The sequence below is a fragment of the Pseudomonas sp. MF09150 genome (assembly GCF_059862355.1).
In genome coordinates, this window is record NZ_JCBCUS010000007.1 from 429,820 (window position 1) to 447,948 (window position 18,129).

Below are 18,129 nucleotides of genomic sequence, written 5' to 3' on the forward strand. Positions count from 1 at the left end.
AACGAGCAGGCGCCCGGCAGATGAAATAAGCGATTCAGGGTAATGGCAACGCCAGGCGACCGGGATGCTGCCTGACAAGGCTGTAGGGCAATACGCTCCACACCGGAGCCCGGCACTCGCCCTCGCTGTGGGAAAAAGCCGGAAGCACATGCAATCCCTCTACTCCCAGGTACCAATTGACGTACACCCAGCGCTGCACATTGCTGTAGTCGCAACCCTCCTGATCGCTGGCTGGAGGGGTCAGGCCCTGGGGGTGAAGGGCCTGGAGCTGGCTGATCAGCCAGGGGGCAAGACGCTGCCGGCGATACTCGGCAAAACCGCTGGAGTCGACATCGGACTCCTCCTCGCCCCAGCCATTCTCATCTCGCACGTAGCGAAATGCCCGGCCCTCGCCGAGCCACAACAGGTCCTCCAGGGTCAGTTCCCGGGCGGTGTCCACCTGCAGATTGAAGCCGGCCTCGATTTCGTCCGGGTGCGGCCCGCCGCAATCCCAGCTCCTGGAAATACTGACACTGAGCAACGCCGGGCTCAGCAGTTTGGGGCGAGCTTGCTGCTCATAAACCGCTGCCTCGCCGCCATTGAGCCGGCACTCGTGGTATTGCTCCACGTCGCGCCACAGGCGCGTCATCAGTTGCTGATTCATCCGTGTGCGCTGCTCAGTTGGGTAACCTTCGACCACTTCGAACAGGCTGACGTTGGACTGCGGTTCGCGCCACCACTGCAGGGTGTAGCCCATGAACACCTGTTTCTTGCCCGGTTGCAGGGTCAGGCCCTGCAGCCGCAGGTATTCATAAGGCGCACCGGTGTAGAGCATGGCCAGGTACGGCAGCGCATCACTGGGCAGAGGCGGCAGTTGGGCCAGGCTCAACTCGACCTCGAGTTGCTTGCCCTCGGGGCTTTGCCACTGCCCCCGCAAGCCGCTGGCAGTCTCGCGCAAGCGCAGGTGTGGCAACGCCTTGCCATCCCCGCCCCAGTCATCGCCTTCGACCAGGCTGATGAGTTGCCCGTCGCGGTGACCATTGAGCACCAGGTCCAGGTGGTACTTCTGGTAGAAGTAACGGCCATTCACCTCGTTGTCATTGGAGCTATCAAGCATCAGGACAATCGGCATCTTGCCCAGGGTGCCGCGGTAGACCCGGGGGCCTTCGTCCGCCCACAGCGAACTGCACAGCCCAAAACACAACACGGCGGCCAGTGACAGCTGGCGCAACAGTCCCTTGAACATTGGATGATCCTTGAATAAAGAGGCCGCAGGCCACGGTTCGATGGGATCAGGGCCGGGCATACAGGCTTGGCTCCGGCAGCTTCAGCCCGGCCTTGCCCGGATACTGCTGCAACACCGGGTACGGCAGCACCGACCAGACCACACCACCACACCATTGCAGTTTTTCCGGGTAGACCGGCGACAGGTATAGGCCCTGGGGCGTGAAGTACCAGGCCGGGTTCCGCCAGTGGCTGGGGTTATTGAAATCACAGACTCGATCGGCCTCTTCCGGGGCCAGCATGGGTTGCGGATACAGGCTCTGCAACTGTGCCACCAGCCAGGGCGCAAACACCTGGCTACGGTAATCGTCGAAGGCCTTGGCCTGCGTTTCAGGCAAGTGCCCGTCAGCTTGGCGCCGCCGGTCACCCACATTCATCGCCGGGCCCTGGCCCACCCACAACACGTCTTCCAGAAACAGCGGCTGAGCGCTATGGGCGTCGAGGTTGACCGGCTGCTCGCCCTCGTCGGGGGTTTCGTCGCCACAACGCCGGGCTATGTAAAAGCTGGCGCTGACGATCTCCGGGGTCAGCAACGTGACCGAAGTACTGGCCTGGTGATAACTGTCATCAGCGCCGACCTTGGCCAGGCAGGTGAAATGCGCCGCCACTTCAGACCACAGGCGCTGGCGCAGGTGCTGGTTGATCCGCTCGCGCTCCTCGGGCGTATAGCCTGAAAGCACTTCGAACATTTTTATTTTCGAGGTCGGCTCGGTCCACCATTGCAGGCTGTAACCCATGTACTCCACCGGCTCACCGGCCGTTAGCTGCAGCCATTGCAAACGCAGAAAATCGTAGGGCGATGCCTGGTAGGTCTCGGTGAACACCGGCTGTGCCTCGGCCTGTGGCGGGTCAACCCGAGCGGGATCGAGGGTCAGCAAGGTCTGCCGCCCTTCAGCGCTTATCCACCGGCCCTGCCAGCGACCATCGGGGATTTTTTTAAGGCGCATCCGGGCAGAGGGCGTATAGCGATCCTCGGCGTGCTCCTCGAGCAGCAACTGGTCGGCTTCGAGCGTGCCGGCAAAGCGCTGATCATGCGGGGCGTTTTTTGCAAAGTAACGACCACTGACCTTGGCCGGGTTCCTCAGGTCCAGTTGCAGCACAATCGGGGTGCTGTCCAGGGTCCCGGTATACAACCCGTCCACCGGCCGCGCCTGCCGAGATGGCCACAACCCAATCACCACCAACAATGCCAGCAGCGCCATGGCGACCCAGAGTGCGCGCCAACCGAAGCGTCCTTTGTACATTCAGCCTTCCTTGAACAGGGGGTGACAGGAACGAGACCTGCCTGCCTGATAACGGCGCTGAAGTATGGCGAGGTTGGCCGGCAGAATCGACTGCTGGCGCGTTAAAGATTCAAGCGTCGGGAAGGCGAATTCAATGCCAGCACATGCTCAACAGCACCAGCAGCAAGAGGCCGATATACACCCGCGCATGCAGGCGATCGGCAATCCGCCCGATCCACGGCGACGCCAGGCGAATACCCAGCAACGAGCCAAGGGTCAGCACCGTGAAGGCCAGCAGGTCGACATAGCCGATAAACCAGGGGCCCAGGTCGAAATCGCTGAACCCGGCCAGCACCAGGTAAGTCAGGGTGCCGGCTAGGGCCACCGGCACACTCAGCGGGTTGGCCATGGAGGTGGCCTGGGTCATGCTCAGCCCGCAACGGCGCAACAGGGGCACGGTCATGACGCTGCCGCCCACGCCGAGAAAGGTTGCAATGACACCGATCCCCAGGCCGCTGCCGGCCGTCCGCGCCGGCCCCAGGAGGCGCGGCGTGGCGTTGGCTGAGGGTTGTAGAAAGCCGCGACGCAGCACGCAGTCGGCGATGGTCAAACCCAGGTAGGCGATAAAGGCGTAGCGAATCACCTCGCCATCCACCCAGCTCGCGGCCAGCGCACCGAACACCGCGCCAAGCCCGATATAGCCACCCAGGGGCCACACATACTCGCGGAGCAGGTTGCCGGCGCGCCGGTGTTTGAAGGTGGCGAGCAGCGCGTTGACGATCATTACGCAGGTCGATGTGGCCACCGCCACCTGCATCGCCGACTGGCTGATCGCGCTGTCGCTGCCATGACTGGCCAGCAGCAGGCGATAGAGCAAGGGCACCACCACAAAGCCGCCGCCAAACCCGAACAGAACCGCGGTGACGCCGCTCAGGCAGCCAAAGAGTGCGAGGAGTAAATAAAGCATCGAACACCGTCCATCAACAGAAAGAACGCGAACGATAGAGCGCAGACCCTTGGCTTGCTTGCGTAAGCCAGCCAATACTATTCGCGTTTACGCCAACTGCCGGACGGTGCCTGGATGCGCAATATTTCGATCAACCAACTGGATCACACGCCGCGCCCGGTGGTGGCGATCGGCACCGACTACCCCGACGGCTATCTGCTGGCGCGCCACAGTCATCGCCGTGCCCAATTGCTGTATGGCGCCACCGGGGTGATGCAGGTCAGCACCCGCCACGGCAACTGGGTGGTGCCGCCGCAGCGCGCGGTGTGGATCGCGCCGCAGGTCGAACATGAGGTGCTGATGCTCGGGGTGAGCACCCGCAGCCTGTACATCGAACCGGCACGCGCACCGTTGCTGGGCAGCGAGTGCCAGGTGATCAGTGTCTCGCCCTTGATGCGCCAACTGCTGCTGGAGGCGGTCGAGATGCCACTGGAGTACCAGCAAGACGGCCGTGATGGGGTACTGGTCAGCCTGCTGCTGCATGAGCTGGCGCGCACTACCCGCCTGCCGCTGCATATCCCCCTGCCGGCCGACGCTCGCCTGCTGGAGTTGTGCCGCTCGTTCCTGCAGCGCCCCAATGCCCATCAGTCGCCGGAACGCTGGGCCGAGCAATTGCACATCAGCCTGCGGACCTTCAATCGCCTGTTTCGCCAACAGACCGACATGAACTTCGGCCAATGGCGACAGCGCGCCTGCGTGGTCCTGGCCCTGGCACGCCTGGCCGCCGGGGAGCCGGTGACGCGGATCGCGATGGATTTCGGCTACGACAGCCCGGCGGCATTCTCGACCATGTTCCGCCGCGTACTGGGGCAAGCCCCCTCGACCTATCTGAACCACCCGCTTTAGAGCCCCGGGAAAAGCCTTGTCACGAACCGCCGGGCCCCAGGCTGAAAATGAGTTTGATTCGGGCGCCAAACAACTGTACAAATAAACAGTACTTTAGCGAACCACCTGTCATCCTCCCGGAGAAAACCATGGCTTCCCTCGCGATGAAAATCACCCTGGAACGTATCGCGCTCTATCAATTCACCCCGGAACACTGCACCCAGGCCCGCGACTTGCTGGACTGGGACATGGAGCAATTGGCTCAAGCATCCGGCGTCTCGGTACAGGCTATCCAGCGCTTCGAAGCCGGCTTCGAATTGCGCGACGTAACCCGCCTGGCCCTGGCGTTTTGCCTCGAGGCCGAGGGCCTGGTGTTCTTCCCCGGTTTCTCGCCCGGCCGTGGCATGAATATCCGCGGCGCCACCCCCAACCCCAAGGAACGGTCTGACTACGCCATGATTGAGTGATCCAGCCACGCATTCAGCGGGCCCGCGGCAACATGCGACAGCACTTGCCGCATGCCCCTGCGGCAAGTGCTGATTGACGGGCGTTACAGGCTGTTGAGGGGCACCGGGGCCGCGGTACTTTCCACGTCCAGCCACCAGGGCGTACCGCGCTGGGGCTGCTCCAGGTTGAAGACCTGGCCCATTTGCGGCGTGGTGATGGCGATGCTGCGCTCCCAGGCCAACTCCAGGATGCGGTCGAAAGGCTCATACCAGGCGTGCATCGACAAATCGAACGTGCCGTTATGAATGGGCAGCAGCCAACGGCCCTTGAGGTCGATATGGGCTTGCAACGTCTGCTCCGGTTGCATGTGCACATGGGGCCAGTCGACGTTGTAGGCGCCGGTTTCCATCAGGGTCAAGTCAAAGGGGCCGTACTGCTGGCCGATGCGCTTGAAACCATCGAAGTAACCGGTATCGCCACTGAAAAAGATCCGTGTGGCGCCGTCGAGCATCACCCACGAAGCCCATAGCGTGCTGTTGCCGTCGAACAGCCCGCGTCCGGAAAAGTGCTGCGAAGGCGTAGCGACAAAGCGGATGCCGGCCACTTCGGTGCCCTGCCACCAATCCAGCTGGCGCACCTTGTCGGCGGGCACTCCCCATTTGATCAGGGTGTCGCCCACTCCCAGTGGCGTCAGGAAGCAGCGAGTTTTATCCGCCAGCTTGAGTACGGTCTGATGATCCAGATGATCGTAATGGTCATGGGACAGAATCACCGCCTCGAGCGCCGGCAACTCTTCAAGGCTGATGGGCGGCTGATGAAAACGTTTCGGCCCGGCCCATTGCACCGGCGATGCGCGCTCGGCAAATACCGGATCGGTGATCCAGAACTTGTCACGCAGTTTTAACAGAACGGTCGAATGGCCCAGGCGAAACACACTGTGATTGGGCGCAGCCAGCAACTGCTCGCGGCTCAATGGTTGTACCGGGATAGCTCCGGCCGGACGGGTATTACGCGGTTTATGAAAAAGCATGTTCCAGAAAATCCGCAACGTCTTGCGCAAGCCTTCACGCTGTACCGGAGCGTGATTGCGATAGGCGCCTTGTTCCTGGCGCGAGGTTTCAAGGCGATTAGCGCCGTTGGCGCGGGAAGAAAGAGTGGCCATGACCAAGTGACTCCAAGGAACGCGGCGTGGTTCCGATGATGCTCTGCGGGATGAAATGGCCAATGCACGCACGCGTCAGCCGACAATCATTGTTCTGCGCTTTCTCCAGACAACAACTACACTGCACAGTGTAGTTTCTAGATTGCAACAACACGCAGAAGAAGTAAACTGCCCGGTGCAATTTCCCCCATCAGCCTTGAACCTCACTTATGACAGCTCCAACGCGCCTCACCGACCGAAAACGCGAAGCCATCATCCAGGCGGCGATCAGCGAATTCCGCGCCAGCGGTTTCGAAATCACCAGCATGGACAAGATCGCCGCGACGGCCGGTGTTTCCAAGCGCACGGTGTACAACCACTTCCCGAGCAAGGAAGAGTTGTTTGCCGAAATCCTGCATAAGCTGTGGACCAGCATCTGCGCCGAATCAGACACCGTCTACCGCCAGGATCGGCCTCTGCGCGAGCAACTCCAGGAGCTGCTGCAGGCCAAGATGCACATGCTCGCCGACGACAACTTCCTCGATCTGGCGCGCGTGGCGATAGCCGCCACCATCCACTCCCCCGAGCGTGCGCAAAACATGGTCGCGCGCCTGGGGGAGCGTGAGGAAGGACTGACCAAGTGGATCCGTGCGGCGCTCGATGATGGCCGACTCAAACCCCTGGCCCCGGAGTTCGCCGCCCACCAGATCCACGGGTTGCTCAAGGCCTTTGCTTTCTGGCCTCAAGTCTCCCAAGGCCAGCCTGCCCTGCCGCCCACGGAGCAGGTAGCGGTCATCGAGTCGGCATTGGATATGTTCCTGGCGTGCTACCAGCTCTGAGCCCGAGCGGCACCTTCTGCCATATAGCCCCACGGATTCGCCGCCCCGCTGCTTGAACACCGCCCAGATAGGGGGGTTCCGCAATGAAATGGCTTCGAAGGACACTGATTATTCTGCGTGGAATAAATGACAATATTCACCGCGCTTATCCGATAAACGGTTCGATCGGATAAACACTCGAGTGATTCAGAGCAATTCGGTGCAGGGAAAAATGGAAAACCAACGCGGCAAAGGGCTGTCATTTGCCAAAAGAATCTATATGCCAAGAATTGTCGGCCTGGGGATCGGCTGCCTTAGCGTATACGCCGCGCTCTACCCACTGCCGATGCCCAACTGGGTCTGGGTGCTGCTGATCTTCAATGGCTTCGTCTGGCCGCACATCGCCTACCAGCTGTCGACCCGTTCGAGCTTTCCCTACCAGGCCGAGCGCCGCAATCTGCTGTACGACTCGGTACTGGGCGGCTTCTGGGCCGCCACCATGCAGTTCAACCCTCTACCGACGGTGACCATTCTCGCGATGATGGCGATGAACAATGTTGCAGCGGGCGGCAAGCGCCTGCTAATCCGCGGTGCGCTGGCCCAACTGGGTGGAGTACTGATTTCCTGGATGCTGTTCGGCCCGGGGTTCGTCAACCACGCCAGTACTGCGCAAATCTACGCCTGCCTGCCGATGCTGACCCTCTACCCCCTGGCCGTGGGCATGGTGTGCTACCGATTGGCAATCAAGTTGTCCGAGCACAAGCGCGCCTTGAGCGCCCTGAGCCGGATCGACAGCCTTACCGGCCTGCTCAATCACGGCTCCTGGAAAGACCTGCTGCACATCAAGTTCCACAAATGTCGACAACAGCAGGCTCAGGCAACGATTGCCCTGATTGATGTCGATCACTTCAAGAGCATCAATGACAGTTATGGCCACATCGTCGGCGACGCCGTGCTGCGCCAGTTGAGCAGTGATCTGCGGCGCAATCTGAGAGAGAACGATCTGGCCGGGCGCTACGGCGGCGATGAGTTCTGCGTGATTCTGCCGAGCCGCTCACTGCATCAGGCCGCTGAAGTGATGGAACGGCTGCGTGAGGTGTTCAGCAACTACCGCCACAGCGAAGTGCCGCAATTGCGGGTCAGCCTGAGCATTGGCCTGGCAGCGTTCCATCCCCGGTTCGACGATGCCGCCACCTGGCTCAACGAGGCCGACAAGGCGCTGTACCGAGCCAAAAACACCGGCCGCAACAAAATCGCCAGCGCCGAACCCACCCAGGATTACCCCGTGGCCAAACTGGCCTGAGCCCTGCCGCCCGTCAAAAAACTTGTACAAAAAGGCTGTTTTGCATTTATTTGTACAAGTTTATTTGGATTTCTCCTGGCGCTAGCCAGCATAATGATGTCATCGCGTAGACCCCAAACTGTCGCCGCCATGGATCGCGTACTGTCACCTGGTGCTCCTAAATTGCCTGGCAGGTGCGTCGTCTTATACAAATGGCGAAAACCCGAGGAAAAACCGCGGCCGTGCATCACATCCATCCTTGCTTTATGTCAGTCATGGAACGCTGATATCAGCAGACAATGCCGAGGCACCCGAGGCTTCGGTATGCAGGCGAACTTGAACAGGGACCGACTTCCCCGTTTTTCCCACTGAGCACCCGCGACCATGCTATTCAAACGCCATAACCAGACCATCCAGAACCTGCAGCAAACCGTCGCCCAACAAGCCAGCATGCTCGACGCCATCGAGCGCTCGATGGCGGTGGTGGAATTTGACATTGACGGCAATGTGCTGCGCGCCAATGACAACTTTCTCCAGACCATGGGCTACCGCGAGCAACAGGTGATCGGCCAGCCCCATCGCCTGTTCTGTACCGAGGCATTTACCCGCAGCAATCAGTACCGCGAGCTCTGGAGCCGCCTGAAAAATGGCCAGTTCGAGTCCGGGACCTTCGAACGTCTCGACAGCAAAGGCCGTTCGGTCTGGCTGGAGGCCAGCTACAACCCGATCCGCGACGCTTCGGGCACAGTGGTGAAGGTGGTCAAATACGCCCTCGACGTGACGACCAGGATCCAGCAGGAAACCGACGCCAAGGGCAAACTGGACGCCATCGACCGGGCGATGGCGGTGATCGAATTCGATCTCTCGGGCAACATCCTCAGCGCCAACCAGAACTTCCTCAATCGCCTCGGCTACAACCTGGCCGAGCTCAAGGGCAAGCACCACCGGATTTTCTGCCCGGCAGAACTGGTCAACAGCAGCGCCTACCAGGACTTCTGGCGCCGGCTCAATCTGGGCGAGTTGTTCAGCGGTCAGTTCGAACGTGTCGACAAGCGCGGACAGACCCTGTGGCTGGAGGCCAACTACAACCCGGTGTATGACGCCAGCGGGCGCCTGTGCAAAGTGGTGAAATTCGCCTCCGACGTCACTTCCATGGTGCAGCAGCACGAACGGGACGCGCAAAGTGCCACCCAGGCCTACCACATCTCGGTCGCCACCCGGAAAGTCGCCGAACAAGGCACCGAGGTGATCCAGCAGGCCGCCAGTGAAATGCGCCATATCGCCGAGAACATCGAGGGCTCGTCCAGCCTGATCGCCCAACTCGGCGAGCGCTCCGAGCAGATCACCGCCATCGTCAACACCATCCGCGCGATTGCCGACCAGACCAACCTGCTGGCGCTCAACGCGGCCATCGAAGCGGCACGCGCCGGGGAACAAGGCCGAGGATTTGCCGTGGTGGCTGATGAGGTCCGGCAATTGGCCGCCCGCACCAGTGGCTCGACCGCGGAAATTTCCGCGATGATCGACGTGATCCAGAACGAGACCCAGCAAGCCATCAAAAGCATGCAAGGCACCCGGGACCGAGCCTCCAAGGGCGTCGGCCTGGCCGACCAGGCAGGCACGGTGATCCTGCAGATTCGTGATGGCACCAGCGAAGCAGTGCAAGCGGTGAGCATGTTCGCCAGCGAGCGCAAGGCGCTCTAATTCGCTCCGGCCCGATGCCATCCAAGGCATCGGGCAATGCCTGACAGGGCTATAGTCGCCCAACGTCCCAGTGCATTGCAGAGAACCCCATGAGCCCGAAAAAACCTGAAGCCGCCAGCCCTGCCGCCCCCCTCGACCACCTGCGCTTTCACCGTCCTCACGCTCATCTCACCAGTACCTTCGGCAACGATACCTTTGCCCTGAAGGCCGAGGCCTTTGCGCGTTTTTTCGGCACCCCGACCTTTCTCGGGGCCCAGACCCTGATCGTACTGGTGTGGATCGGCCTCAACCTGGCCGGCGTGACCACCTTCGACGTCTACCCGTTTATCCTGCTTAACCTCGCGTTCAGCCTGCAGTCTGCCTATGCCGCGCCGCTGATCCTGCTGGCGCAAACCCGCCAGGCGGCACGCGATAAGGCCCAGGCCGACGCCGATGCCCAGCACCGCGAGGCCATCGCGGTGGCCAACGCCGACCGCCAGGCCCAGGCCGCGCAAAACACCGCACAGTTGCTTGAGCTACTGGAGCAGAACACTCAGTTGACGCAGATGACCAAGCAGTTGACCGAACGCATCGAAAGCCTGACCACGGAAATGCACCAGCACTTTGTGCGCAAGGAACCGCCACAGGCCTGAGGCGTCAAGGCAGGCGCACGCCCCGCGCCAGCTCATCAAACAAGGTCACCACCGAGCGCAATGCGCGGCAATCCGGCCGGGTCAGCAGCCACAAGGCGGTATCGCAGCCGCTCAAGGCCTCGCTCAAGGGCTGCAAACCGGAGCCCTCGCCCAACAGGAAGTCCGGCAACACCGCAACCCCCAGCCCGGCACGAGCCAGTTCGCTGACCGACAACATGCTGTTGCAGCGATAGGCAGGCCGCACCCCGGGCCACTGTTGCCGGCGCCAGGCCACCGTCGGGTGATCAGGGAGAAAATCGTCCGGAGCGATCCAGGTCAGCCGCTCCAGATCCACACTTGCCAGCGTTTTCAGATAGGCGTCGCTGGCGCAGACCCGATAAGACACCGCCCCCAGTCGCCGCCCCACCAGGTGCTCGGGCGGCGTGCGGGTCAGGCGCAAGGCGATGTCGGCATCGCGACGGCTGAGGTTGGCGAAATCATTGGAGGTGCACAGCTCGACCGCGAGCGCCGGGTAGGCCGGCATGAAGCGCGCCAGGGCCGGTAGTAGCAACCCCTGCAATACCGAGTCGGTACAGGTCAGGCGTACCGTGCCGCTGATGACTTCACCGCCCTGCTCGACACCGACCCGCGCCGCTTCCAGTGCCTGCTCGGCGCGCTCGGCTTGCTGCGCCAGGGCCTGGGCCAGGCTGGTGGGCAGATAGCCGGCGCGGCTCTTGTCGAACAGCTGCTGACCCAGGGCCGCCTCCAAGCGGCGTACGGCGCGAAACACGGTCGACACATCGACCTTGAGCAGCGCCGAGGCGCGGGCCAGCGAGCCACCCCGGACCAGGGCAAGGATCAGGGCGAGATCGGGGTAGTCCAGTTGATAGTGCGTGGCTGCATTGAACACTTGGGTAAACGCCAATATCGATTGCGTGGACGCCAATCTATAGTGGCGTCCAGCAATCAACAAGCCTTGGCCCCACCGGAGTTCGAGCATGCCCGTCACCACGCCCCAGCCCCCCGTCCGCATTGCCCTGATCGGCGACTACGACCCGCAGATTACCGCCCACCAAGCCATCCCCAAGGCCCTGGAACTGTCCGCCGCCAGCCTTGACCTGAAGGTCGAGGCGCAGTGGCTGGCCACTGAACAGATAGATGCAGGCACGCCGCTGGAGCGTTTCGATGGTTTCTGGTGCGTACCGGGCAGCCCCTATCGCAGCTACGAGGGTGCGATGCGGGCGATTCGCTTTGCCCGCGAACAACAACGCCCCTTCCTCGGCACCTGTGCCGGCTTTCAACATGCCTTGCTGGAGTACGCACGTCATGCCCTGGGCTGGAGCGATGCCGAGCACGGCGAGATTGCGCCACAGGCCGAGCGCGCCGTGCTCTCGCCGTTGAGCTGTGCCCTGGTCGAGGTCCGCGGCACCGTTTATTTGCAGGAAGGCAGCCAGATCGCCCAGGTCTACTCAACCCTGAAGATCGAGGAGGGGTATCACTGCCGCTACGGACTCAATCCGCAATTGGCCCCCCTGCTGCTGAGCCAGGACCTGCATGCGGTGGGCCATGACGCGGCGGGCGATCTGCGGGCGGTGGAGCTTGCAGGCCATCCGTTCTTTATCGGCACCCTGTTCCAGCCGGAACGCGCCGCCCTGGCCGGCAGCGTTGCGCCTCTGGTCAGTGCACTGCTCAACGCCTGCCGGGGGCCGCGCCAATGATCGGACAAACACCCGCCCCGCCCTACTACGCGGTGATTTTCAGCTCCCAGCGCCGCGAGTTCGACGCCGACTACGAGACCGCTGCCACACGCATGCTCGAATTGGCGCAACAGCAGCCCGGGTTTCTCGGCGTGGAATCGGCCCGCGGCGAGGATGGCTTTGGCATCACCGTGTCGTACTGGGCCAGCGAGGCGGCGATCCTGGCCTGGAAACAACATGCCGAACACAGCGCCACCCGCGAGCGCGGGCGCCGCGACTGGTACGCGTCGTTCGACACCCGGGTGTGCAAGGTCGAGCGCGCTTATGGGTTCGAACGCTGAGGCAGGTCCGGCTCAGCCGTGGGCGTGCTTGACCAGGCTGCGCACCGCTGAAATCTCCGGCATGTCGTCGCGGCGCATGTACACCCGCAGGGGTTCGGTGATGTTGATCCGGTCATCGATGTTCTGGTCCAGCAGCAGCTGGATCAGCTCGCGGCTGAGGGTCATGGCCGGGCCGCTGCCCAGGGCCCAGACGAATTCACAGGTGGGGATGATGGCGTCGTCCGCAACGTCCATGCCGAAGGAGTCTTCGCTGAAACGCACGATGTAGCGGCCGGTCTTGCGATTGAAGCCGACAAATCCCTTGAGCTGGTCGGCAGCCTGACAGATAAGCTCGGAAGTGATGCGCATGGTAAACCTCACTGAGGGTCCCGCAGGACTCGTGGTCGATGGTTTACACGCCGGGCAAGAAAAAGAATGTTCAAGGTTTCCCTCTGACGGGGAAACTGCAGGGCCCAAGAGTACTGCAAAGCGCTGCACAAACGTGTGGGAAAAAAGTCGCAGGGGGGTAATGCCGATCAGTTAAGCGATAGAGCGAGCACAAAATAACCTGTGGCGAGTACAGCGATCGTCCTTAACTGACTGGCATTAGTCGCAGGGGGCGCTTTTATGTCGCTGCCGCGATAGCACTGGCGCGCCGCAGTTGTTAAAAGAGAGGCCTCTGCCAATGCCCTCACGAAAGGATTTCGAGCATGCCGGTCACCTTCACCCACAGCGCCCTGTTATTGAGCCTGCTGCTTGGCTTCGGCCAGACCCAGGCTGCCAGCGAGCGGGAGCCCGCCGCACTGGCCGCCAGCAATGGCATTCCTTACCCGGCGGTGATCGCCCACCGGGGGGCTTCGTTCGATGCGCCGGAGTCCACGGCGGCGTCTTACCGGCTGGCCCGCGACCTGGGCGCCGACTACCTGGAGATGGACCTGCAGCGCAGCCAGGACGGCGTGCTGTTTGCCCTGCATGACAACAACCTGCAACGCACCACCGACGTCGCCAGCAAATTCCCCGAACGCAAGGACAGCCCGGCCAACCAGTTCACCATGGCCGAACTGAAAACCCTGGATGCCGGCAGCTGGTTCAACCAGGCCTACCCGGACCGAGCGCGCCCCGCCTACGTCGGGCTGAAGATCCTGACCCTGGATGAAATCATCGACATCGCCCAGGGCAATCCGCAACACAAACCCGGGCTGTACATCGAGACCAAGGAGCCCAGGCAGTTTCCCGGCATCGAACGCGACCTCCGGGAAAAACTCCAGGACCGCGGCTGGCTGAGCCCGGCCGGTTCGAAACTGGCCAAAAGCGAACTGGCGGTCGGCCAGGGCAAAGGCAAGGTGGTGTTGCAGACCTTCGATAAACACAGCCTGGAGCTGCTGCAAAAAGAGATGCCACGGGTGCCGAAGATCCTGTTGCTGTGGGTCGGTGCCGGCAGCATCGAAGCGCAATCCCGGCAGACCTTTGCCGAGAGCGGCGAAAAAACCAAGGCTGCCTTCTACGCCAAACAGCACCCCAAGGACGAGGCTGAATTCAAGCGCTGGGTCGACTACGCCAAGGCCCAGGGCGCCATCGGCACCGGCCCCTCGACCCAGCTCAGTGACCTGGGCGACCAGAGTTACTCCGACCTGGTACAGCCCTGGATGAACCAGTACACCCATGACCAGGGCCTGCTGGTGCACGCCTACACCGTCGATGAACCGGTGGACTTCAAGCAGGTGCTGGATGCCGGCGTCGATGGCATCTTCACCAACCGCACGAGCGAGTTGCTCAAGTACGTCAAGCGCCCGGCGGGCGCCAGCGTCGCGCAACTGCTCGAAGCCAACGGTTACTGAGCATGGGCAGCGGGCGGCGGCTGCCGGCAGCCGAGTGGACCGGACAACTGTGGCTCGGCCGCGACTATGGCTTGATCCACGGTGAGCTGGGGCGTACCACGCCCCACGCCCATTACGCTCATCAGTTGCTCCTGGCCGTGGAACAGCCACTCACCATCAGCCTTGACGACGCCCTGCACACCGGGCGCCAGCTGTTTGTTCCGGCGATGCGCAGCCACGCGATCATCGAGGCACCGGGCGTGGTGTTCACGGTCTATGCCGAACCCTTGCTGATCGATGCCCAGGCGCTGCAAGACGCCGTGCGCAATGCCGAACTGTCGCTGCCCGGACTGGACCAGGCCTTGCGCCAGTGCCCGCGCCAGGCGATCCAGGATCCGCGCATCGAACGGGCGCTGGCGGCGCTTGACGCGGCCCTGGTCGGCAAGGTGCCGGCGGCGTCCCTGGCGGCCCATGCCCATCTTTCCCTGAGTCAGCTGGAGCGGCTGTTTGCCAGCCAGGTCGGGTTGCCGGTACGGCGCCTGGTGCTGTGGCGCCGGCTGCGCCTGGCCATGGCTCTGGTACTGGCTGGCAAGTCGGTGACCGACGCCGCCCATGGCGCCGGTTTTGCCGACTCGGCGCACTTCTCGCGGACCCTCAAGGCGCTGTTCGGCGTGACCGCACGCCAGGCCCTGCAAGGCATTGAGCTGCGCCTGCTGGAATGACTCAACGGCGCAACGGCGGCGGCACCTGCGGCTCGCGACTCAGGGTCGGCGCCTGGAAGGAGTCGAGCAACTGCGGCCAGTAATCCACCGGAAAATCCGGGCGGCTGCCGATGCCCAGGTCGCCGTCGCGAATCGGGTATTCATGGCTATAAAACGCCGTGCCCAGCAGCCAGTCCCACAGGTTGAAGAACAAACCGAAATTCACATCCCCGGCGCGGCCGTACTTCATATGGTGCAGGCGGTGCATCGGTGCCCAGGCGAACACCCAGCGCAATGGCCCCAGGCGCATGTCGACATTGGAGTGCTGCAACAACAGCTGGATGGCGATGGCAAAAGCCAGCAACTGCGCCACCTGCAACGGCAGGCCCAGCACCAGCAACGGCAACAGCCCGGCCGTTGCTTCTACCAACTGGTGCAACGGGTGCTTCATCAAGCCATTGAAGCCATACAAGCGCTGCACGCTGTGATGCACCGCATGCAGGCGCCAGAGCAGCGGCAGGCGATGGCTGGCGTAATGGGCCAGGGTGATTCCGCAATCGGCCACCACAATGGCCAGCAGCACCTGGGCCCACAACGGCCAGGCCTGAGGCCACAGGCCGTCATGGCCGAGCAGCGCCACCAGCCCCGGCACCAGCAGCAGGCCCAGGGCGTTCAGGCTTTCATTGACCAACGCATGCAGCACATCGCGCAGGCGGTCCTGACGCGGGCGGTTCCAGCAGGGCTCATAAGGCAGCCACCACTCGGCTATGAACGACCCCCCCAGCGCACCGACAAACAACAGCGCCAGCCAACCCGGTGCAACCCCGCCCTCTCCCACCAGCCACACCCCGGCCCCGATAAAGCCAAACCAGAACAACGGTGCATAGATACTGCCCATCAAGCCTTTCATAAGGTTCTCCCGTGATCGAGCCCGCAGCATGCAAGCCGGCGCCGTCACGGAATTGAACAAACGGCGCAAAGGTTGCGCCAAATTAAGGGTGAATTAAGTTCGAGCGGCTAACCTGAGGCCACTTAAACAGTTCACTTCAAGGAATACACAGATGAAAACGTTGACTGCCCTGTTCGCCGCTACCGCCCTGACCCTGACCGCTGGCCTGGCCCAGGCTGACGTTCGCCCTGACCTGATTCCGGGGCTGCTCAAGGCTGGCACCATCATGGACCTGGAAAAACTCAACCAGACCGCCCTGGCCCAACACCCCGGCACCACCGCCGCCAATATCACCGACACCGAACTGGAACACTCCGCCGCAGCCGGCTACGTGTACCAGGTGGAACTGCGCGATGCCAAAGGCGTGAAATGGGAAATCGACCTGGACGCCAAGAGCGGCAAGGTCCTGAGCAACAAGCAAGACCAATAAGGCAACCGACATAAAGGCCGCGCGCCCTCAGGGACGCGCGGCTTTTTTGTGGCGCGCCGCTGGCAAACCGGCGCCAGAAACAAATCCGCCGGGGGCCCAAGGAAATTGCCACCCACCCGCGTCAGCTCGCTAGAATCACACCCAGGTTCGGCGGCGCATAAGGTGTCGCGCCTTTTGTGCAGAGAATGAAATGGGGCAGACAGCAGCCGACATCGCCACCATCGGCCGGATCAGCGCAGTGCCGGCGATGTTGCAGGTGATTCGTGAAATGACCGGCTTGCGCTTTGCCGCGGTGGCCCGGGTCACCGATACCTCGTGGCACGCCTGCGCAGTCCTGGATGACCTGGAGTTCGGCCTCAAGGTCGGCGGCGAACTGGACCTGGTCACCACCCTGTGCCACGAAATCCGCTCGGCCCACGTCTCGGTCGTGATCGACAAGGCCAGCGAAGACCCGCACTACCATAATCACCACACCCCACGCCTGTACCGCTTCGAAAGCTATATCTCGGTCCCGGTGTTTCGCACCGACGGCAGCTTCTTCGGCACCATCTGCGCCCTCGACCCGAGCCCGGCGGCACTCAAGGCCAGCGCCATCCAGAGCACCATGGAGTCGTTCGCGCGCCTGCTGTCGCTGCAGATCGAGGCCGAAGAAAGCCAGCAACAGACCGAAGCCGCGCTGCAGCAGGAGCGCCAGACCGCCGAGCTGCGCGAGCAATTCATTGCCGTGCTGGGCCATGACCTGCGCAACCCGCTGTTCGCGATCAATGTCGGTGCCGAACGCCTGCTGCGCAAACACCCGAACCCGGCCACCGACCCGATCGTGCAGCACATTCTCAACTGTGGACGGCGCGCCGCACAGTTGGTCGAAGACGTGCTGGACTTCGCCCGGGGACGCCTGGGGCCCGGCATCACACTGAACATCGCGTCCAGCCAGGATCTGGAGCAAACCCTGCATCACGTGGTGGCGGAAGTGCAGAGCGTGCACCCGGAGCGCCCCATCCAGTGTGTGATCGGCGATTTGCAGGGCATCCACTGCGACCGCGACCGGGTCGCGCAACTGCTCTCCAACCTGGTGGCCAATGCCATCACCCACGGCGCGCCCGAAGGCCCGGTGCAGGTCAGGGCCGAAGTGCGTGAGGGCGTGTTTATGCTGGCGGTGCAGAACCCGGGGCAGATTCCCCCGGCGATCCTGCCCTACCTGTTCCAGCCGTACTCGCGCCCGGCCAGCGACACGCCGCAAGCCGGACTGGGCCTGGGGTTGTACATCGCCGACCAGATCGCCCGCTCCCACGGCGGGCGCATGGACCTGGCCTCAAGCGCCGAGCACGGCACGCTCTTCACCTTCAGCCTGCCCCTGGCGCCTGAAACTCGGGCCTGAAACCCGGGCCTGATCTCAGGCCGTGGTGTCGACCAGCGAGCCGGACGAACTGCTGCTCGAATCCTGCAAGGCTTGCAGCAGTGCGGCGGTGGCGGTCTGCAGCGAGCCGCTGGTGGAGGCGATCTGCGATTGCGCGGCAGCCACCGCGGCGGCCTTGGCATCCTTGCTGTCCTGACTGGCCTGGGCGGCCTGCAGCTGCTGTTGCTGCTCCTGCAACTCTTTCTGCAATTGCGCAATCTGCTTACGCAGCGCCTTGACCGCATCCGACTCGTCGCTGCTGCTGGAACTGCCGCCGGACACCGCAGCCCCCGACGCACCGGCCGCCTTGCTGCTGTCGCCGGAGGCAGCACTGGCCGAGGCAACCCCGGTCTCGGAGCTGCTGGCCTCATCGCTGGCACTGGTCGCCAGCTTGCGGGTGGTGACCTGGGGTTGGGTAATGGAAACGGAGCTGATACTGACCATGGGCATGGGCCTCGTGAGTTGGGGTTTGCCCTACCATCGACGCCAGCCCGGCCAA

20 protein-coding genes are annotated in these 18,129 nt (G+C 62.7%); 12 read left to right on the plus strand and 8 right to left on the minus strand.

What is annotated here, in order from left to right; genetic code table 11:
- Nucleotides 1-34: 34 nt before the first annotated feature.
- From AC19YX_RS25700 to AC19YX_RS25710, 3 genes are all read right to left on the minus strand, one after another.
- The gene (locus AC19YX_RS25700) at nt 35-1,225 is read right to left on the minus strand and encodes a hypothetical protein (RefSeq protein WP_500607300.1); all 1,191 of its coding nucleotides are present in this window, start codon (nt 1,223-1,225) and stop codon (nt 35-37) included.
- Between the two features lie 46 nt (nt 1,226-1,271).
- Nucleotides 1,272-2,507, minus strand: a complete 1,236-nt coding sequence (locus tag AC19YX_RS25705; protein WP_500607301.1) for a hypothetical protein — start codon at nt 2,505-2,507, stop codon at nt 1,272-1,274.
- A 130-nt stretch (nt 2,508-2,637) separates the two neighbouring features.
- Nucleotides 2,638-3,453 (minus strand): sulfite exporter TauE/SafE family protein, encoded by an 816-nt coding sequence (locus AC19YX_RS25710; RefSeq protein WP_421548546.1) that lies wholly within the window; start codon nt 3,451-3,453, stop codon nt 2,638-2,640.
- Nucleotides 3,454-3,567: 114 nt separating this feature from the next.
- Here AC19YX_RS25710 and AC19YX_RS25715 point away from each other — a divergent pair, with 114 nt between their 5' ends.
- Nucleotides 3,568-4,338 carry an AraC family transcriptional regulator gene (locus AC19YX_RS25715; RefSeq protein WP_201132022.1) on the plus strand — a complete coding sequence of 257 codons (771 nt, stop codon included), beginning with the start codon at nt 3,568-3,570 and terminating at the stop codon, nt 4,336-4,338.
- A 128-nt stretch (nt 4,339-4,466) separates the two neighbouring features.
- A complete protein-coding gene (locus tag AC19YX_RS25720; protein ID WP_500607302.1) occupies nt 4,467-4,784 on the plus strand; it encodes a helix-turn-helix domain-containing protein in 318 nt (105 codons plus the stop codon).
- An 83-nt stretch (nt 4,785-4,867) separates the two neighbouring features.
- Here AC19YX_RS25720 and AC19YX_RS25725 read toward each other — a convergent pair whose 3' ends face one another.
- A complete protein-coding gene (locus tag AC19YX_RS25725; RefSeq protein ID WP_500607303.1) occupies nt 4,868-5,926 on the minus strand; it encodes an MBL fold metallo-hydrolase in 1,059 nt (352 codons plus the stop codon).
- 209 nt (nt 5,927-6,135) lie between these two features.
- On the opposite strand from AC19YX_RS25725, the gene AC19YX_RS25730 reads away from it, so the two are divergent.
- From AC19YX_RS25730 to AC19YX_RS25745, 4 genes are all read left to right on the plus strand, one after another.
- Nucleotides 6,136-6,744: a TetR/AcrR family transcriptional regulator gene (locus tag AC19YX_RS25730; protein WP_078470870.1), complete on the plus strand. Its 609-nt coding sequence runs from the start codon at nt 6,136-6,138 to the stop codon at nt 6,742-6,744.
- Nucleotides 6,745-6,955: 211 nt separating this feature from the next.
- On the plus strand, nt 6,956-8,026 hold the full coding sequence (locus AC19YX_RS25735; protein ID WP_078470871.1) for a diguanylate cyclase: 1,071 nt from the start codon (nt 6,956-6,958) through the stop codon (nt 8,024-8,026).
- 363 nt (nt 8,027-8,389) lie between these two features.
- A complete protein-coding gene (locus tag AC19YX_RS25740) occupies nt 8,390-9,709 on the plus strand; it encodes a methyl-accepting chemotaxis protein (RefSeq protein ID WP_500607304.1) in 1,320 nt (439 codons plus the stop codon).
- Nucleotides 9,710-9,798: 89 nt separating this feature from the next.
- Nucleotides 9,799-10,341 carry a DUF1003 domain-containing protein gene (locus AC19YX_RS25745; RefSeq protein WP_201132026.1) on the plus strand — a complete coding sequence of 181 codons (543 nt, stop codon included), beginning with the start codon at nt 9,799-9,801 and terminating at the stop codon, nt 10,339-10,341.
- A 4-nt stretch (nt 10,342-10,345) separates the two neighbouring features.
- Here AC19YX_RS25745 and AC19YX_RS25750 read toward each other — a convergent pair whose 3' ends face one another.
- Complete coding sequence (locus AC19YX_RS25750; protein WP_078470943.1) at nt 10,346-11,293, minus strand: LysR family transcriptional regulator; 948 nt, start codon at nt 11,291-11,293, stop codon at nt 10,346-10,348.
- Between the two features lie 25 nt (nt 11,294-11,318).
- Here AC19YX_RS25750 and AC19YX_RS25755 point away from each other — a divergent pair, with 25 nt between their 5' ends.
- Both AC19YX_RS25755 and AC19YX_RS25760 read left to right on the plus strand, forming a co-directional pair.
- Nucleotides 11,319-12,038 (plus strand): CTP synthase C-terminal region-related (seleno)protein, encoded by a 720-nt coding sequence (locus AC19YX_RS25755; protein ID WP_500607305.1) that lies wholly within the window; start codon nt 11,319-11,321, stop codon nt 12,036-12,038.
- Entirely contained in the window at nt 12,035-12,358 is a 324-nt protein-coding gene (locus AC19YX_RS25760; protein ID WP_421548552.1) for an antibiotic biosynthesis monooxygenase family protein, read from the plus strand. The genes AC19YX_RS25755 and AC19YX_RS25760 overlap by 4 nt, the downstream gene beginning before the upstream one ends.
- A gap of 12 nt (nt 12,359-12,370) precedes the next feature.
- Here the strand turns inward: AC19YX_RS25760 and AC19YX_RS25765 are convergent, their stop codons facing one another.
- Nucleotides 12,371-12,706, minus strand: coding sequence for a DUF2025 family protein (locus AC19YX_RS25765; RefSeq protein WP_078470876.1), 336 nt, complete (start codon nt 12,704-12,706; stop codon nt 12,371-12,373).
- Between the two features lie 341 nt (nt 12,707-13,047).
- On the opposite strand from AC19YX_RS25765, the gene AC19YX_RS25770 reads away from it, so the two are divergent.
- Together AC19YX_RS25770 and AC19YX_RS25775 are read left to right on the plus strand one after the other, a co-directional pair.
- On the plus strand, nt 13,048-14,175 hold the full coding sequence (locus tag AC19YX_RS25770) for a glycerophosphodiester phosphodiesterase (protein ID WP_500607306.1): 1,128 nt from the start codon (nt 13,048-13,050) through the stop codon (nt 14,173-14,175).
- A 2-nt stretch (nt 14,176-14,177) separates the two neighbouring features.
- Complete coding sequence (locus tag AC19YX_RS25775; protein ID WP_500607307.1) at nt 14,178-14,876, plus strand: helix-turn-helix domain-containing protein; 699 nt, start codon at nt 14,178-14,180, stop codon at nt 14,874-14,876.
- A 1-nt stretch (nt 14,877) separates the two neighbouring features.
- Here the strand turns inward: AC19YX_RS25775 and AC19YX_RS25780 are convergent, their stop codons facing one another.
- Complete coding sequence (locus tag AC19YX_RS25780) at nt 14,878-15,765, minus strand: sterol desaturase family protein (protein WP_500607308.1); 888 nt, start codon at nt 15,763-15,765, stop codon at nt 14,878-14,880.
- Between the two features lie 151 nt (nt 15,766-15,916).
- Here AC19YX_RS25780 and AC19YX_RS25785 point away from each other — a divergent pair, with 151 nt between their 5' ends.
- A complete protein-coding gene (locus AC19YX_RS25785; RefSeq protein WP_078470880.1) occupies nt 15,917-16,234 on the plus strand; it encodes a PepSY domain-containing protein in 318 nt (105 codons plus the stop codon).
- A 190-nt stretch (nt 16,235-16,424) separates the two neighbouring features.
- Nucleotides 16,425-17,612: a GAF domain-containing sensor histidine kinase gene (locus tag AC19YX_RS25790; protein WP_421548555.1), complete on the plus strand. Its 1,188-nt coding sequence runs from the start codon at nt 16,425-16,427 to the stop codon at nt 17,610-17,612.
- Between the two features lie 15 nt (nt 17,613-17,627).
- On the opposite strand, the gene AC19YX_RS25795 is transcribed toward AC19YX_RS25790, so the two are convergent.
- A complete protein-coding gene (locus tag AC19YX_RS25795; RefSeq protein ID WP_500607309.1) occupies nt 17,628-18,074 on the minus strand; it encodes a hypothetical protein in 447 nt (148 codons plus the stop codon).
- Nucleotides 18,075-18,129 lie beyond the last annotated feature (55 nt).

What these genes read in the sequence shown, in the direction of transcription:
- AC19YX_RS25790 (WP_421548555.1), top strand. Translation starts at nt 16,425, where the DNA reads ATGGGGCAGACAGCAGCCGACATCGCCACCATCGGCCGGATCAGCGCA.
- AC19YX_RS25730 (WP_078470870.1), top strand. Translation starts at nt 6,136, where the DNA reads ATGACAGCTCCAACGCGCCTCACCGACCGAAAACGCGAAGCCATCATC.
- AC19YX_RS25745 (WP_201132026.1), top strand. Translation starts at nt 9,799, where the DNA reads ATGAGCCCGAAAAAACCTGAAGCCGCCAGCCCTGCCGCCCCCCTCGAC.
- AC19YX_RS25735 (WP_078470871.1), top strand. Translation starts at nt 6,956, where the DNA reads ATGGAAAACCAACGCGGCAAAGGGCTGTCATTTGCCAAAAGAATCTAT.
- AC19YX_RS25710 (WP_421548546.1), bottom strand. Translation starts at nt 3,453, where the DNA reads ATGCTTTATTTACTCCTCGCACTCTTTGGCTGCCTGAGCGGCGTCACC.
- AC19YX_RS25700 (WP_500607300.1), bottom strand. Translation starts at nt 1,225, where the DNA reads ATGTTCAAGGGACTGTTGCGCCAGCTGTCACTGGCCGCCGTGTTGTGT.
- AC19YX_RS25795 (WP_500607309.1), bottom strand. Translation starts at nt 18,074, where the DNA reads ATGGTCAGTATCAGCTCCGTTTCCATTACCCAACCCCAGGTCACCACC.
- AC19YX_RS25770 (WP_500607306.1), top strand. Translation starts at nt 13,048, where the DNA reads ATGCCGGTCACCTTCACCCACAGCGCCCTGTTATTGAGCCTGCTGCTT.
- AC19YX_RS25755 (WP_500607305.1), top strand. Translation starts at nt 11,319, where the DNA reads ATGCCCGTCACCACGCCCCAGCCCCCCGTCCGCATTGCCCTGATCGGC.
- AC19YX_RS25725 (WP_500607303.1), bottom strand. Translation starts at nt 5,926, where the DNA reads ATGGCCACTCTTTCTTCCCGCGCCAACGGCGCTAATCGCCTTGAAACC.
- AC19YX_RS25765 (WP_078470876.1), bottom strand. Translation starts at nt 12,706, where the DNA reads ATGCGCATCACTTCCGAGCTTATCTGTCAGGCTGCCGACCAGCTCAAG.
- AC19YX_RS25705 (WP_500607301.1), bottom strand. Translation starts at nt 2,507, where the DNA reads ATGTACAAAGGACGCTTCGGTTGGCGCGCACTCTGGGTCGCCATGGCG.
- AC19YX_RS25780 (WP_500607308.1), bottom strand. Translation starts at nt 15,765, where the DNA reads ATGAAAGGCTTGATGGGCAGTATCTATGCACCGTTGTTCTGGTTTGGC.
- AC19YX_RS25715 (WP_201132022.1), top strand. Translation starts at nt 3,568, where the DNA reads ATGCGCAATATTTCGATCAACCAACTGGATCACACGCCGCGCCCGGTG.
- AC19YX_RS25760 (WP_421548552.1), top strand. Translation starts at nt 12,035, where the DNA reads ATGATCGGACAAACACCCGCCCCGCCCTACTACGCGGTGATTTTCAGC.
- AC19YX_RS25740 (WP_500607304.1), top strand. Translation starts at nt 8,390, where the DNA reads ATGCTATTCAAACGCCATAACCAGACCATCCAGAACCTGCAGCAAACC.
- AC19YX_RS25720 (WP_500607302.1), top strand. Translation starts at nt 4,467, where the DNA reads ATGGCTTCCCTCGCGATGAAAATCACCCTGGAACGTATCGCGCTCTAT.
- AC19YX_RS25785 (WP_078470880.1), top strand. Translation starts at nt 15,917, where the DNA reads ATGAAAACGTTGACTGCCCTGTTCGCCGCTACCGCCCTGACCCTGACC.
- AC19YX_RS25775 (WP_500607307.1), top strand. Translation starts at nt 14,178, where the DNA reads ATGGGCAGCGGGCGGCGGCTGCCGGCAGCCGAGTGGACCGGACAACTG.